This is a genomic window from Rahnella woolbedingensis, from assembly GCF_003602095.1.
GTDB lineage: Bacteria > Pseudomonadota > Gammaproteobacteria > Enterobacterales > Enterobacteriaceae > Rahnella > Rahnella woolbedingensis.
Map to the genome: position 1 here is coordinate 22,713 of NZ_RAHH01000016.1, position 14,678 is coordinate 37,390.

General features: G+C 52.9%; 13 protein-coding genes. 5 read left to right on the forward strand and 8 right to left on the reverse strand.

Features of this window, described 5'->3' with window-relative positions; all coding sequences use genetic code 11:
- Position 1: 1 nt before the first annotated feature.
- Both D6C13_RS14485 and D6C13_RS14490 read left to right on the forward strand, forming a co-directional pair.
- Entirely contained in the window at positions 2-1,021 is a 1,020-nt protein-coding gene (locus tag D6C13_RS14485) for an ABC transporter ATP-binding protein (protein WP_120133435.1), read from the forward strand.
- Positions 1,021-1,977 (forward strand): oligopeptide/dipeptide ABC transporter ATP-binding protein, encoded by a 957-nt coding sequence (locus tag D6C13_RS14490; protein WP_120133436.1) that lies wholly within the window; start codon positions 1,021-1,023, stop codon positions 1,975-1,977. The genes D6C13_RS14485 and D6C13_RS14490 overlap by 1 nt, the downstream gene beginning before the upstream one ends.
- Before the next feature lie 599 nt (positions 1,978-2,576).
- Here D6C13_RS14490 and D6C13_RS14500 read toward each other — a convergent pair.
- From D6C13_RS14500 to galB, 4 genes are read right to left on the reverse strand one after another with little or no spacing between them, the layout of a single operon-like run.
- A complete protein-coding gene (locus D6C13_RS14500) occupies positions 2,577-3,464 on the reverse strand; it encodes an NAD(P)-dependent oxidoreductase (protein WP_120133438.1) in 888 nt (295 codons plus the stop codon).
- The gene (locus tag D6C13_RS14505) at positions 3,457-4,569 is read right to left on the reverse strand and encodes a 4-oxalomesaconate tautomerase (protein WP_120133439.1); all 1,113 of its coding nucleotides are present in this window, start codon (positions 4,567-4,569) and stop codon (positions 3,457-3,459) included. The genes D6C13_RS14500 and D6C13_RS14505 overlap by 8 nt, the downstream gene beginning before the upstream one ends.
- A gap of 9 nt (positions 4,570-4,578) precedes the next feature.
- Positions 4,579-5,304 (reverse strand): 4-carboxy-4-hydroxy-2-oxoadipate aldolase/oxaloacetate decarboxylase, encoded by a 726-nt coding sequence (locus D6C13_RS14510; protein WP_120133440.1) that lies wholly within the window; start codon positions 5,302-5,304, stop codon positions 4,579-4,581.
- Positions 5,301-6,047 carry a 4-oxalmesaconate hydratase gene (galB, locus tag D6C13_RS14515; protein WP_120133517.1) on the reverse strand — a complete coding sequence of 249 codons (747 nt, stop codon included), beginning with the start codon at positions 6,045-6,047 and terminating at the stop codon, positions 5,301-5,303. Before galB ends, D6C13_RS14510 begins: the two co-directional genes overlap by 4 nt.
- A gap of 275 nt (positions 6,048-6,322) precedes the next feature.
- Between galB and D6C13_RS14520 the strand changes: the two genes are divergently transcribed.
- The 3 genes from D6C13_RS14520 to D6C13_RS14530 all read left to right on the forward strand — a co-directional run bounded on the left by D6C13_RS14520 (position 6,323) and on the right by D6C13_RS14530 (position 10,270).
- A complete protein-coding gene (locus tag D6C13_RS14520) occupies positions 6,323-7,552 on the forward strand; it encodes a LysR family transcriptional regulator (RefSeq protein WP_120133441.1) in 1,230 nt (409 codons plus the stop codon).
- Positions 7,553-7,911: 359 nt separating this feature from the next.
- Complete coding sequence (locus D6C13_RS14525; protein WP_120133442.1) at positions 7,912-9,024, forward strand: glycosyltransferase; 1,113 nt, start codon at positions 7,912-7,914, stop codon at positions 9,022-9,024.
- Positions 9,017-10,270: an O-antigen ligase family protein gene (locus D6C13_RS14530; RefSeq protein ID WP_120133443.1), complete on the forward strand. Its 1,254-nt coding sequence runs from the start codon at positions 9,017-9,019 to the stop codon at positions 10,268-10,270. Before D6C13_RS14525 ends, D6C13_RS14530 begins: the two co-directional genes overlap by 8 nt.
- 63 nt (positions 10,271-10,333) lie before the next feature.
- On the opposite strand, the gene aroQ is transcribed toward D6C13_RS14530, so the two are convergent.
- The 4 genes from aroQ to D6C13_RS14550 all read right to left on the reverse strand — a co-directional run bounded on the left by aroQ (position 10,334) and on the right by D6C13_RS14550 (position 14,379).
- Positions 10,334-10,774, reverse strand: coding sequence for a type II 3-dehydroquinate dehydratase (aroQ, locus tag D6C13_RS14535; protein ID WP_120133444.1), 441 nt, complete (start codon positions 10,772-10,774; stop codon positions 10,334-10,336).
- A gap of 14 nt (positions 10,775-10,788) precedes the next feature.
- Complete coding sequence (locus D6C13_RS14540; protein ID WP_120133445.1) at positions 10,789-11,622, reverse strand: amidohydrolase family protein; 834 nt, start codon at positions 11,620-11,622, stop codon at positions 10,789-10,791.
- Complete coding sequence (locus D6C13_RS14545) at positions 11,619-12,881, reverse strand: gallate dioxygenase (protein ID WP_120133446.1); 1,263 nt, start codon at positions 12,879-12,881, stop codon at positions 11,619-11,621. Before D6C13_RS14545 ends, D6C13_RS14540 begins: the two co-directional genes overlap by 4 nt.
- A 118-nt stretch (positions 12,882-12,999) precedes the next feature.
- Complete coding sequence (locus tag D6C13_RS14550; protein WP_120133447.1) at positions 13,000-14,379, reverse strand: MFS transporter; 1,380 nt, start codon at positions 14,377-14,379, stop codon at positions 13,000-13,002.
- Positions 14,380-14,678: the final 299 nt, after the last annotated feature.

Below are 14,678 nucleotides of genomic sequence, written 5' to 3' on the forward strand. Positions count from 1 at the left end.
GATGACAGAACAAATCCACGTGCCGGTACTGGAAATCGACAATCTGCAACTGGTCTTTCCGGTATACGGTGGGGAAGTGAAAGCCCTGAATCAGGTCTCATTGTCTGTCAGCGCCGGAGAAATCGTCGGCGTGGTTGGCGAATCTGGTTCAGGTAAATCGGTCACGGCAATGATGGCGATGCGCCTGTTGCCACCCGATGGTTTTACCGTGACCGGCGGCGAGTTACGCATGCTCGGTACCGACGTGGTTCATGCCAGTGAAGAACAGATGCGTACACTGCGCGGCGCACGGGTGGCGATGATTTTTCAGGAACCGATGAACGCGCTGAATCCGACGCGCAAAATTGGTCGTCAGATGTGCGAAGTGATTTGTCTGCATCAGAAACTCAGTAAAACACAGGCGTGGAAAAAAGCCATCGGGCTGCTGGAGGATATGCAGATTGCTGATGCTGAACAGGTGATGTCGCGCTATCCGTTCGAGCTTTCCGGCGGTATGCGTCAGCGGGTATTAATCGCGATGGCCTTTTCCTGCGAGCCGGAACTGATCATTGCCGACGAACCGACGACTGCGCTGGATGTCACGGTGCAGCGTCAGGTTTTGCGTTTGCTACAGCGCAAAGCCCGGGCCAGTGGCACCGCCGTGTTATTTATTACCCATGACATGGCGGTGGTGTCGCAACTTTGCGACCGGGTTTACGTGATGTACGCCGGGCATGTGATTGAAAGCGGCAACACTCAGGATGTCATCGGCACGCCATCGCACCCGTATTCCATCGGGTTATTGCAGGCGGCACCGGAAAACGGTGAGCCACGCAGTCTGCTGAAAGCCATCCCGGGCACGGTACCGAATCTGGCAAAACTGCCGCAGGGCTGCGCGTTTCGCGGGCGCTGTAATCACGCCGACGATCGCTGCCTGATAACACCTGTATTGTTACCGCTGACACAATTTCCGCAGCAGTCTGTCGCCTGCTGGCATCCTCAGCGTGAAATCCTGATCCAACCGATTGAGGAGCTTTCCTGATGATTGATGACGCGTTAGTCGAACTCCAGGATGTACGTGTACGCTTTCCCGTTAGCGTTAACTGGCGCGGCAAACCGACCGGTTATGTCCATGCGCTGAACGGATTAGATCTGAATATTTTCCGCGGCGAAACCCTGGGAATTGTCGGCGAATCCGGCTGCGGAAAAAGCACGCTGGCGCAGTTACTGATGGGATTACAAAAGCCGAGCAGCGGAGAAATTCACCGCGCGCGCCATGATAACTCGTGGTTCGGTTCCGGTATGCAAATGGTGTTTCAGGATCCGCAATCGTCGCTGGATCCACGTCTGCCGGTCTGGAGGATTATCACCGAGCCGGTGTTTGTGCAAAAACACAATAGCAGCCGTGAGCGCCGTGAACTGGCTGCCACGCTGGCAGAGCAGGTCGGCATCCGCAAAGAATATCTTGACCGTTTGCCGCATGAATTCTCCGGCGGTCAGCGTCAGCGAATTTCCATCGCCCGCGCGTTATCTTCAGAACCAGACATTATCGTGCTGGATGAACCGACCTCCGCGCTGGATATTTCGGTGCAGGCGCAAATCCTCAATCTGCTGGTTGAACTGCAACGTCAGAGAAACCTGACCTACGTGCTGATTTCGCATAATGTGTCGGTTGTCCGGCATATGAGCGACCGCGTGGCGGTGATGTATCTGGGGCAAATCGTCGAGCTGGGTGCGGCGGAAAAAGTGTTGTCCGAACCGCAGCATCCCTACACCCGTTTGCTGCTCGATTCTGTTCCCCGCGCCGGGCGTGCTCTGGATGAAGGAATAGTCGATAAAAAAGGTGAATTACCCAGTAACCGCAACCTGCCGATGGGCTGTTATTTCCGCGAGCGCTGTCCGCTGGCTGGTGACGGCTGTCAGATGCCGCAGGATCTGGTTTACGGAGCAGGCGGGGTGGTTGCGCGATGTCATAGGGTTATGCCGGAGCGGGCATAAAGGCGCTTTTTTAATTTCAAGTTCAAAACTGTGGGTGGCAACCCACACGGGCCTTAAGGTCAAAACCGTGGGCATCGGCCCACACCGACTTGGGGGGCGGCCAATCGCCGCCGCCCCCCAAGCCCCCCCGGGCTCATTTACTGCGCGCTATCGCAGGAACGACGGACATGTTCCGCAGCAATCGTGAGTGGCGCAAATCCAGGTGCTTCGCACTGCCTTCTCTCGGTCTTCGAGCCAAAGGTCTCGAAGCAGCTCCGTTCAGCTGGATTTTGAGCACGCCAGTTAACTTTTTGAAAAGATGGGAATCAGTCTATTTTTGAATTTAAGATCGTGCGGGCGACTCAGAAATCTTGCTGAACGGAGCGGCCTGGAGACCCAAGGCTCCAGGACCGAGAGAAGGAACCGCGCAGCGGCAAGATTTCCAGCCTGTCGCCGTGCTAGCTGAAGCATAGCCAGCGAGCGGTAGCGCGCAGTAAAAGAGCCGGAGATTCTTAAGAGGCGCGGCGATAGGCGCCTCTTGAGGCCCGTGTGGGTGGCAACCCACAGTTTTGACTTTAAGGCCGGCACCCCACGCCCCCCGACCTTATGATCGGTTCGCATCACCGGCGATGCAAACTATCTATAGTTTTATCCCACTCAAACGGCTCCAGATCCGAATACCCGATCCCCTTCGCCGCCAGCGCGTCCACCAGCCCTTGCTGGGCCAGCACCGTGCCGGAACTCATATTCGGCGCGACGCCCACGTCTTGCAGCGTTTTAACCACTTCCCGCATCTCCTCGGCACGACGTTTGCCGTGTTCGGCAATCCGGCTGATGAGATAATGCGGTAACTGCGCGTCCCAGCCGAGTGACGGAAAACTGGCGTGCAGCGAAGCCAGCACTTCGTTCCCGACGCCGTACTGGCGGGCGGCGCTCAGGCATTCGGCGGTCAGCGCTTCCAGGCCTTTGATCATCACGCTGCGGCACATTTTGATGGCGGAGGCTTCTCCCACGGTGGTGCTGTGGACTTTGCTGCTGAATCCGTTTTCATTCAGCCATTCGCTGATAGCATTTACCTGCGTGCCGCCCAGCAGCAGCGGGGTTTTCAGCCGCGCAGGGGGATAGGGTGCCATCACCGCGACGTCAATATAATTGCCGCCCGCCTGTTCAGTCAGAGCCATCGCCTCGCGTTTGGTATGCGGTGAAACTGAATTCAGATCCAGAAAGAACTGTCCGGGGGCGAGATGCCGGGCGACGGTTTCGGCCACATTCAGCGCTTCGGCGGCGGTCACGGCAGAAAAAATGATCTGACTGCCTTTCATCGCGTCTTCTGGCGACGCTGCAAAATGCACTCCGGCATCACGGGCGCGCTGCCGGATAACGGCTGAATCCGTCTGCTTATCAAACGCCACAATATCCAGCGCCGGATTTTGTTTTTTTAAATCCGTTGCCAGAATCGTGCCGACCTCGCCGAGGCCAATTAAGGTAACGCGGGTCACTTTATTCATGGCGGAGCTCCTGATGTCCGTCCCAGACGCTGGCGGGGATTGCGACGCGGCCTTCAAAAATCAGTCGGGCGGTGCGTAACAGTGCGCAGCCTTTAAGACGTTGTGCGCCGGTTTGGGTCGGATCGAGTTGTAATTCCACGCTGAATTCGCCGGTCGGATGTTCGACGCTGATGAGTGGCGTGTTGCCAGCGGGTGCGTGCGCCAGACCTTCGGTGATGCTGCCCGGGATCAGACAGGCGCTGGCGACGCTGACCGCGCCGAGCACGCCAATCGAGGCGTGGCAGCGATGCGGAATAAACGTCCGGCTGGAGATAGCACCGCCGTTTCGCGCTTCAGCGATCAGCGTCATTTTCGGCACGCTGCGCTGCGATACATCGCCCAGATTCATTTTCGGACCGGCCTGCAAGCGGACCGACTCGAGACGCTTTTTCAGCGCCGTGTCGGCATCCAACTGTTCGCGGGTTTCATAACCACTGCGCCCGAAATCGGCAGCACGCAGCAGGATCACCGGCATACCGTTGTCGATGCAGGTCACGTCGACGCCGTCGAACGTGTCGCGGGCGTTGCCGGTCGGTAGCAATGCGCCACAACTCGAACCGGCGATATCGGCAAATTCCACGCTGATTTTGGCCGCGGTACCCGGCACGCCGTCGATGCGTAAATCACCCTGATAGCAAACCTGACCGTCTTTGACCGGTACATACGCGGTCGCAAGTTGTCCGGTGTTTTCCATAAAAATGCGTACCAGCGTGATGCCGCTCTGCGGGCTGACCAGATCCCGTTCGATAGCGAACGGGCCGACAGCGGCCAGAATATTGCCGCAGTTTTGTCCGTAATCCACCACCGCTTTATCGACATTCACCTGAGCAAAAAGATAATCGACGTCGGCATCAGGGCGCGCTGAAGGACGCACAATCGCCACTTTACTGGTCAGTGGATCGGCGCCACCGAGGCCGTCTATCTGACGCGGATCGGGGGATCCCATCACCGCCAGCAGCACGCGGTCGCGCAGGCTGTCGTCTTGCGGTAAATCGTCCGCCAGAAAGAACGCACCTTTTGAGGTGCCGCCGCGCATCAGCAGGCAGGGAATTCGGGTCTGCGGCATATCGGCTCCTCAGCGCTTTTCGGCTTGTTCTAATTCTTCGGTGGAATCAAAATATTTCAGGCCTTTTTCCGCCAGACGCGGGCGCATGTTGTAGATATCCAGCCCGAGTTCGCCATCCGCCATTCTTGCGCGTTTGCTCTCTTCCAGCGTTTCCCGTTCGCGGCTGGCCTGCACCACTTGTGCGACTTCTTCACGGCGCACCACGACCACACCGTCGTCATCGGCCACGATGGCATCGCCCGGATACACCAGCTGTCCGGCGCAGACCACCGGCACGTTAACGGAACCGAGCGTTTCCTTGACGGTGCCCTGCGCATGAACCGCCCGCGACCAGACCCGGAATCCCATATCACGAAGGGTTTTGGTATCGCGCACACCGAGATCTGCCACCAGCCCGACCACGCCACGCGCTTTCAGCGACGTTGCCAGCAAATCGCCGAAGAAGCCGTCAGAACATGGTGAGGTTGGCGCAACCACCAGAATATCCCCCCGCTGACATTGTTCGACAGCAACGTGGAACATCCAGTTATCGCCCGGCGCGGTCAGCACAGTGACGGCACTGCCGGAAATCGCGCAATCTTGCTGAATCGGACGAATGCCTGCGTCCAGCAAACCTTTACGTCCCTGCGCTTCATGCACGGTTGCCACGCCAAAGGCGGCGAGTGCGCTAACGTGCGATTTTTCTGCCCGTGGAATATGGCGAACCACGACGCCTTTTTTGCCGACCAGGCTCATGCTAAATCCTCCGTCACACGCGGGAAGATGCTCTGATAGCCTTCGCCGTAAACGATGTTTTTGGTGCTGGTGATCCCGACGTTTCGTTTCGCCTGCACGCCGCGCTGCTGGGCGACGCGGGTGTAGTATTCCCACAAATGTTCCTGACCGGCCATGCACTGAATGGCCTGATATTTCTTGTCCCAGACTTCGGTGATATCGAGCAGAACGTCGGGTTTCCACTCGCATTGTTCCGGCTGATGCGGCTCAAAACAGTAAACAGGCGGTGCGCCGACGATAGTTTCGCCAGGCTTATAGCCTTCGGCCTGGGCGATAATCCGCGCTTCCTGCGCCAGATGTGTCGCCATCGGATGGTCATAGTTGTACGGGTCTTTCAGGGAGTGCGTCAGCACGAAATGCGGCTGCACGCGGCGGTACACATCGGCAAGGCGGAACAGCGATTCTTTGTCGGCACGCAGCGGATAATCACCCATATCGAAAAACTCAACGGTCGCACCGAGAATTTCTGCGGCCGCCATCGCTTCTTCGCGACGCGATGCTTTCACGATTTCTTCGGTCATATTGCCTTTACGCCACAATTTTGCGGATTCCCCGCGCTCGCCAAACGACAGGCAAACGATGTGGACGGCGTAACCGGCCTGGGTGTGTTTGGCGATGGCGCCGCCCGCGCGCCAGACGAAATCGGCGGAATGGGCGCTGACGACTAATGCGCTTTTAGCATCATCTTTTATTGGCTGAGTCATGAGGGTGTCCTTGGTTTTATTGTTCTCAAAATGTCTGAGTTCCATGCTGTCAGCCTGCGCCCGTGACGGGTAATTCATTTGATTGCAGAAGGTATGCATTTTATTTATATAACCGTCATACTTCACATTGCGGATGCGTTGGCTGTGCTCAATCTCCCGAATCACTTACTTATGTAAGCTCATCGGATGCTCTCGCTTGCCGCCTTCCCGTAACGTGGATTATTTAGGTTATAGTGCTGAGGGATGTCACTGAAAGGAACTAACAGGAGAAGGGGATGGCAGAGACTGAGATGCTGAGTAACCTGATGCAAATACGGGCATTTTGTCAGGTTGTCGATCAGGGAAGCGTATCGCGCGCAGCCGATGAGCTTTACCGCACGCAGTCGGCAGTCACGCGGGCGATACGGGATCTGGAACAGGCGCTCGATGTGCCGCTGTTTGAGCGTCATGCTAACGGCATGTTGCTGACCGATTTCGGTAAATGCCTGCTGCCCCGTGCGCGGCGGGCCATTGCCGAGCTGCATCAGATCCCCTCGCAGTTGGCGAAATTACAGGGCAAAAGCGGGCAGCGGCGTGGCGATACCGAACCGCTGTATCTGTTTAATGTCCGGCGTCTGCAAATTTTTATCTCCCTGTGCAAAACGCGGCATATGCAGACGGTGGCCACTTTGCTGGGCCTTAGTCAGCCCGCGGTCAGTGCAGCACTGAAAGTGCTGGAAAGCGGGGCCGGTCTGGCGCTGCTTGAGCGCACGCCACACGGCATGATGCCATCACTGGCAGGGCAGGATATCGTGCCGAACCTGCGTCGTGCGCTTAACGAACTGCGCCATATTCCGGCGGATATTGCCGCCCGCCGTGGTGTGCTGGAAGGCACGGTGCAGGTCGGCGCGTTACCGCTTGGTCGCACGCGACTGCTTCCGCAGGCGATTATCGGCCTGACGCAACGATACCGCGGCGTAAAAGTGGTGACCAACGAAAGTGCGTTCAGCACACTGGCCTCAGAGCTGCGTTCCGGCGAAGTGGATTTTATTTTCGGCGCGCTGCGTTCCAGTGATTACGCGGCGGATATGGCGACGGAAACTCTGTTCACCGAAAGCATGGTGATTCTGGCGAGAAAAGGGCATCCGTTGCTGGGCGTTGCAGTGACACAGGCGCATCTGCGCGAGGCGCGCTGGGTGTTACCGCGCGCCGAAACGCCCGCCCGACGGCTGCTGGATAACAGTTTTGCCGCAATGAATATGCCGCCGCCCGATCCGGTGGTGGAAAGCGGTGATCTGGGGATTGTGCGCGGGCTGTTGCTCAGTTCCGACATGCTGGCGGCAGTGTCCGCACGGCAGCTGGAACACGAGCTTGAGTCCGGCGAACTGGTCAAACTGCCGCTGGATCTGGCCGATACGCAACGCGCCATCGGCCTGACGTTTCGCGCCGGAAGTCTGCTTTCGCCCGCCGCCGGGGCGTTGGTGGCGGAGATCAGGAAGGTGTGCGACAACTCAACTTTTGCATGAGAATTTTGATTCTGGATTAACTGGATGTTCGAAATATGAACGATGTAGATTTCTGATCCTGGGATGGGAATATTATTATAAATAAAAATCAGACAAATACCGATTCACTGTCTTAACTAAATACCGGCGGTAGAAGCTCTTCATTTTTAACCGATTCTGACGGCATAGGGAATTCTCTAATTTTTCAATCTGGGTCACTTTTGTGTCCGTTTTGTACATGAATGACTTGTCACTTTGAGGTAAGATACCAAAAGATATGAAGGATATGCCTGTTTGTTGATAAACCTTGTTTAAATATGTGTTGAGAAACAATGGTTAGATATTGCTCTCGCCTTTTGGGGGTGTGAAGAGACTGGACTATGATAACTAAGAAAAAAGAAGTTATTAACAAAAAGAAAATACTTCTGGTGACAGATTTACTTATCGGGCGTGGCGGTATGGAAAACGTGACCAGTCAGGTAATTTCAGCCCTCAATAAGAGTGGAGAGTTTGAGGCGGGTTTTTTCGTTATCAATAGCGGCGAAACGACGCACTCAAAATCCTGGCTGGAAAACGTCGTGCTCTTTGAAAGTGTATGCGCGTTAAGAAATAAAAAAGTAAAAAACTTCATACATACTCTCCGTCTTCTATTTTTTATCAGGAAATATAAACCAGAGCATATTATTACGCTCAATACGATACCCAATTTGATGGCGCATCGGGCGATTAAATATTCTGCACATAAAGCCATTTTATCGACGTGGATGCATCTCCCACCCAAAGATCGTTACCGTCCGCATTATTTATTATTAGCAGATCACCACTTTTCAATTAGCAATGAAATAAAAAATCAGCTGGTTGAGTTGGGTATAAACAATAACAATGTCGATGTTGTTTTTAACCCGGTAAATAAATCCAGCAAGACGATTTTAAGACCTGAGCAGTTGAGGATCCTTTATATCGGCAGGATTCACTTTGAAAGACAAAAACAGTTAAAAGACCTCTTTGATGCGCTTGCACGGGTAAGCGTTGATTGGACATTAGATATTATTGGGGATGGCGAAGATTTAACCGAATGTCAATCTTATACCCAGCGACTGGGGATTTCAGACCAGGTTACCTGGCATGGATGGAAAAATGACCCCTGGGAATACGTTGAAAATAATATCAAAGAAGTCACGTGTCTGGTCATGACGTCTAATTTTGAGGGTTTCCCGCTGGTGCTGCTGGAAGCTGTCTCTCGTGGGATATATTGCGTTACATCTGATTGCATCAGCGGTCCGTCAGAAATAATTGAAAACAATATAAATGGGCAACTTTATCCTCAGAATGACATTATTGAGCTATCTAAAATCATTGCTACACTTGGCAATGGTCTGCGTCTACCAGAGCATGCTTTGATAAAAGAAAGTATCGGGAAATTTTACGAAGATGCATATATGAATAATTTTAAGAACATTCTTAATAATATTGCTGAGGGAAAAGATGAATAGCAGATCTAGAACTGCTTTTTTGAAAAAATTAGTGAATATATCGGCTATCGCGCTGTGTATGTCACTTTCATTGAGTATGTTTGTTACCGGATGGCCGCAGAAAATATTTTATGTGGTTTCTTATGTGAGTTTTTTTACTGTTTTGTATGCGGTATTCAATAAAGATATTTCATATCATAATGATCGCTTTCATCTGGTGATGTTCCTTTCATTGGTTTTTTTGGCTGTGGTTCGTTTTGTGTGGGCGATAACGCTAAAGCATAATGGTATCGCACCTTCGCCGACCAGTGCAGGCATAATTAACAACTACTTAGTGGGCAGTAAAAGGATCCTCCTCGGTGCTTTCGTCATCTTGTGTCTTTCTGTATATAGTTACCTGATAAGCAGGAAAACAATATTATTCAGCAAAGCGATAATTATGATTGGGTTGGTTGCTACGCTGGGATTCGGGTTATATGAGCATTATTATACCTTAATTGATCGTATAAAAATGACCACTGATGCTTCATCGATGGCATCTTATATGATTGTTTTTATTTATTGTGCATATTTAGGATTAAGCAGGCTGGAAGAACATCGCTACTCGAAATATCTCGATTTAGTGGCTTTTGTTCTGACTTTTTTTCTCCTGTATTTATGCGGAACACGAATAACTATACTGGCACTTATACTCCTGAAAGTGACTTTCATTTTCATAGAGTATAAAGTTGACCTAATAAAAAACTGGCGGGTAATGGGGCTCGTTCTGCTCGCTGTTATAGCTATCCTTGGGATCACCGGCAACCGCTGGGCTCAGGGTATTAATGATATCCAGAAATATGATGTTCAAAGTTCAACATCACTAGGCGCCCGGGTTGCTATATGGGAAAGTGGCGTATCTCTGTTGCATCGGCATATTGGTTTTACATCGCCTGATGATAGAACGACTCTGGCCAGGGAATTTATAAAAGCGCACCACCCGGAAAATTATGAAGGGTATAACAATGTGCAATATAATATGCACAACGAATTTCTTGAGGTGACTACCCTTCAGGGGTTATGGGGTACACTCGCTTTATTATTTCCTTATCTGGTATTAATTTATGGATGGGTTCGGAGATATGATGTTAGAGGGATTGTGTTACCCTTTATCGTATTATTCGTGACCGGGCTGACGGATTCAGTCATCCTTTATAATCAGACCGCTACACTATTTGTTATGTCGTTGGCCGTATGTTGTATTAATCTAAGGAAAACTGCTGATTGACCCGCATATAATATAAGGATTCAATTATGAATCCTTATATTAGTACCTCTGATAATTTCTGCTTTACTTATCCAGATTCACCACCGCCTGCCTGATTGCATATTCATACCCCTGAATGCCGAAACCGCAGATTACGCCGACGGAAACGTCTGAGAGAAAGGAGTGATGGCGGAATACGTCGCGTTTATGCACGTTGGTGATGTGCACTTCGTACAGCGGCAGGCTGACGGCGGTCACGGCATCGCGGATGGCGACGGAGGTGTGCGTCCAGGCGGCGGCGTTCAGGACAATCGCATCCACCGTGCCCCGGCAGGCCTGAATGCGGTCAATCAGCCCGCCTTCGTGATTGGTCTGGAAGAATTCGATAGTTGCGCCGCAGTTTTCACCGGTCTGATGGCACAGCTTTTCGATGGTCGCCAGTGTGTCGTGGCCGTAGGTTTCCGGTTCGCGGGTGCCGAGCAGATTGAGATTCGGGCCGTTAAAGACGGCGATTTTATAACTCATGGTCTTTCCTTTCTTCAGTAATCCGTAAATCCAAATAACTCTTTCGGGGTCTGCCACAAAATCTGCTGGCGGATTTTTTCGTCAGGGAATAATTGTTCCAGCAGCATCAGCAGCGTGCCGAGATCCATCCGGTGCTCCGCCCGCAGAAACGGCCAGTCTGAACCCCACATGCAATGCTGTGCGCCAAAGGCATCGAGCAGAGCGTGCTGATAGGCGTGTCCGTCCTGATAGGGAAACGGCTGGCGGCTGAACTTCGCCAGGCCCGACAGTTTTACCCAGGTTCTTTGCTGGTCAGCCAGACTGAGTAACGCCTGAAAAGCCGGTTGTTGCAGACCCTGCGTGACGTCAGGACGCCCTGAGTGATCAATCAGCAGCCGCGTTGTAGTGCGGTTGATCAGCGGCAACAGCGCCAGCAGCTGATCGTTCTGCACCTGAATAGCGGCGAACATATCCAGTTCGGCAAGACGCCCCATCAGGCCGTCGAGATGCAAAAACGGCTCGGTGCCGAGCATTGCCACATTCATGGCAATACCGACCACACCGGCCTGTTTCAGGCTGGCGAGCCGTTCAGTGCTGATATCAAAAGGCACCACGGCGATGCCCTTGAAACGGCCGTTGCCTTTTTTCAGCGCATCCAGCAAACACGCGCTGTCGGTGTTATAACCCGATGTCGGGCCGACAATCAGCGAGTGGCGGATGTTATACGCCTGCATCACGGCGCGGTAATAATCGGTGGTGCCAATCTCGTGCCCTTGCGGACAATAAGGCGTGTCCGGAAGGTACGGGAAGCGCGCCGGATCAAACACGTGATGATGTGTGTCGATCTTGGGTTGCTCAAAAATCGTCATGCTTTCGCTTTACCTGCTACTGAATAGAGAACTTGTTGATTGCGGGTTTTCTGGAATTCTTCCAGCGTTTCGCCGCGCATCGAGGAATAAATATGTAAGTTGGAGACACCGACGACCGCGCCGAGTTTTTCCAGCAGGAAGAAACTGACGCCGTAATGGATCATGCCGCGCCAGTCGAGTTCGCGCAGCAGTTTTTGCTCCTCGTCAGTCAGTTTGTTTTCAGCAAGCATCGCCTGCTGATCGGTAAGGAAACGCTCGCGCCACGCGGGCTGGATCAGGCGGTGCAGGAACCGGTTAATGCCCAGCGCTTTCAGGCTGCGTGCCTGTGTGAACGGATAGGTGCCCGGCAGCTTTTCGACGCCCGCCAATTGCTGCGCGATTTTGTCACGCTGGCGTTGCTGCACGTCATAAGGTGCTTCACGTGACTGATTCTCAAGGATAAGTGTGGCGATGCCGGTCATCGACGGCAGGTAATAGGCCTGATGCATTTTTTTCACATTGGCCGACAGCGCACCGCGCATCACCAGCCACATAATCACTTCCGCACCTTCCATCCCGCCCAGTGTGGCGAATTCGGCCAGTGTCATTTCGGTCAGACGTTCCGGGTCGTTGACTATCATATCCACGAACTGCTCATCCCAGTCCGGATTGTTAAAACCGCAACGCTCGCCGTGTACCTGATGTGAAACACCCCCTGTCGCAACAATCGCCACGTTTAAATCTTCCGGGAAACTTTCAATAGCGCGGCGCAGCGCCTGACCGAGTTTGTAACAGCGACGGGCGGTCGGAATAGGGAACTGCAACACACCAATTTGCAGCGGAACGATTTGCGTAGGCCAGCCGCCTTCATGCGGGAGCAGGGCAGAAAGCGGGGAGAACAGACCGTGATCTAAAGGTTTGTCCTGGAAAAACGACATATCAAATTCGTCCGCCATCAGGCTGGCACCAATGTGTTGTGACAGCGCCGCATGGCCTTTAACCGCCGGTAAATCACGCGGCCCGCCGCCTTCATCAGCGACTTCATATTTTTCGTCGATACCCAACGTAAACGCAGAATAGTGATCGAAGAAAAACGACGTCACGTGGTCGTTAAAAATGTAGACCAGCACGTCGGGTTTTTTCTCTTCCAGCCATTTTTGCATTGGTGCAAAGCTTTCGAAAATCGGTGCCCAGGCGCGCTCTTCCTGCTTGTTATGGTCAACCGCAAAACCGATGGTCGGGGTATGTGAAACTGCTAAACCACCTATGATTTTCGCCATCTTAAATCCTCAATACTTTTGTAGGGTCACTGCGGCACGAACGTCGCGCCGCGTTTTATTTAGGGTGATGAATATGTTGCTGATTATGTTTCTAATTATCAGGTGGCTAATCCAAAGATTAGCGGATATTCATGGTGCGCGACAACTCCGGGATGTCAGTAATATCAACGCCTTTGATCATCTCGGCCGGGTGTGCCGCACGGTGTAAAAGAATGCTCAGACCTGCCAGCAATGCAGGCAGCGCCAGAATAATAAAGATCATGTTTTGACCGGAGAAAACGCCCAGCAGAACGCCGCCCATTGATGAGCTGATAATGGCTCCGCTGCGTCCGATGCCGTGCATCCAGCAGACACCGGTGGCGCGCATTTCTGTCGGATAGAAGGCCGGGGAAAACGCCTGCAAACCGGTTTGTGCGCCGTTGATACACACACCGCTGATGAACACCAGCAGGGCAAGAATATCCGGGCCGAAGTTGCCGATACCCTGCGATAACAGGCTGACCACGCCCATCATGTAGAAACCTGCAATGACGCGCTTAGCGGTAAATCTGTCCATCAGACCGCCGACCATCAGGCCGCCAAAGGTGCCGCCCAGCTGGAATAAACCGGCAACGATGGCTGCGCGCTCCAGTGAGAATCCGCCGTTACGCATAATGGTCGGCAGCCAGCCGTTGAGCAGATAAATCACGAACAGCCCCATGAAATAAGTGACCCACAACACGATAGTGCCTTTGGCGTAACCGTTGGCGAACAACTGGAAGACTTTAGCTTTTTTCTGAATCACCGGCGCTTTCAGCACGAATTTGGTGCCTTCGTTAAATACTCCACCGGCGCGGGTGAGGACTTTGGCGATTTTTTCTTTCGCCACGTTGCGTACCACCATGTACATGGCGGATTCAGGCAGGATCCACAGCAGCAACGGCAGCATCAGCAGGGGCACAACACCTCCGGCAAAAATCACCGCTTTCCAGCCAAAGTGCGGCAGCAAACCGGCGGCAATAAAACCGCCCGCGCCGGAACCCACGTTAAAGCCGCTGTACATGACGGTGATCATCAGGCTACGGCGGCGTTCGGGCATATATTCCGACACCAGCGTCACGGTATTAGGCATCACCGCGCCTAAACCGAGGCCGGTAAGAAAGCGCAGGATCGCCATTTCCATGGGCGTGCGGGCAAAAGTGCTCAGCAGGCTGAAAAGAGCGAAGCAGAAGATTGACCACATCAGCACCCGTTTGCGACCGAAGCGGTCCGCATTGGGCCCGGCAATCAACGCGCCAACCGCCACACCAAACATGGCGGCGCCCAAAATCGGCCCCATTTCCGCGCGGCCGATGCCCCAGTCCTCGATCAGCGCCGGGGCGATAAAGCCCATCACGGCGGCGTCATAACCGTCGAACATAATGATGATGAAACACAGGGATAAAACGACCCACTGATATTTCGATATCGGGCGTTCGTCTATCCACGCTTTGACATCCACGATGGTGTTGTTGCTCATAGGGTACGCTCTCTGTTTTTTTTATTAATATGTGATCGGATTAAAACTTTGAAAAAAAATTCACTGACCGGCGGAGCATGGAAAACGGCAGTGAGGGTGTTTCATGATAATTATTTTATTTATTAAACAATGATTTGATTTCTCGTTGTTGTGCTTCCTGATAACCAACTTAGGGGCTGTAAAGCGCGCTGTCTGCCATAAAATCATTATGCAGGTATGAGTTTTGTTTATGGTGAGGTGTTTGAAATAACGGCAGGCTGGCTGCCGTTATCAAAGAGGAAGTTGAGAGAGAAGGGATA

Excerpts from the sequence above, each read along its gene's own strand:
- D6C13_RS14485 (WP_120133435.1), top strand. The coding sequence starts at position 2 with ATGACAGAACAAATCCACGTGCCGGTACTGGAAATCGACAATCTGCAA.
- D6C13_RS14490 (WP_120133436.1), top strand. The coding sequence starts at position 1,021 with ATGATTGATGACGCGTTAGTCGAACTCCAGGATGTACGTGTACGCTTT.
- D6C13_RS14500 (WP_120133438.1), bottom strand. The coding sequence starts at position 3,464 with ATGAATAAAGTGACCCGCGTTACCTTAATTGGCCTCGGCGAGGTCGGC.
- D6C13_RS14505 (WP_120133439.1), bottom strand. The coding sequence starts at position 4,569 with ATGCCGCAGACCCGAATTCCCTGCCTGCTGATGCGCGGCGGCACCTCA.
- D6C13_RS14510 (WP_120133440.1), bottom strand. The coding sequence starts at position 5,304 with ATGAGCCTGGTCGGCAAAAAAGGCGTCGTGGTTCGCCATATTCCACGG.
- galB (WP_120133517.1), bottom strand. The coding sequence starts at position 6,047 with ATGACTCAGCCAATAAAAGATGATGCTAAAAGCGCATTAGTCGTCAGC.
- D6C13_RS14520 (WP_120133441.1), top strand. The coding sequence starts at position 6,323 with ATGGCAGAGACTGAGATGCTGAGTAACCTGATGCAAATACGGGCATTT.
- D6C13_RS14525 (WP_120133442.1), top strand. The coding sequence starts at position 7,912 with ATGATAACTAAGAAAAAAGAAGTTATTAACAAAAAGAAAATACTTCTG.
- D6C13_RS14530 (WP_120133443.1), top strand. The coding sequence starts at position 9,017 with ATGAATAGCAGATCTAGAACTGCTTTTTTGAAAAAATTAGTGAATATA.
- aroQ (WP_120133444.1), bottom strand. The coding sequence starts at position 10,774 with ATGAGTTATAAAATCGCCGTCTTTAACGGCCCGAATCTCAATCTGCTC.
- D6C13_RS14540 (WP_120133445.1), bottom strand. The coding sequence starts at position 11,622 with ATGACGATTTTTGAGCAACCCAAGATCGACACACATCATCACGTGTTT.
- D6C13_RS14545 (WP_120133446.1), bottom strand. The coding sequence starts at position 12,881 with ATGGCGAAAATCATAGGTGGTTTAGCAGTTTCACATACCCCGACCATC.
- D6C13_RS14550 (WP_120133447.1), bottom strand. The coding sequence starts at position 14,379 with ATGAGCAACAACACCATCGTGGATGTCAAAGCGTGGATAGACGAACGC.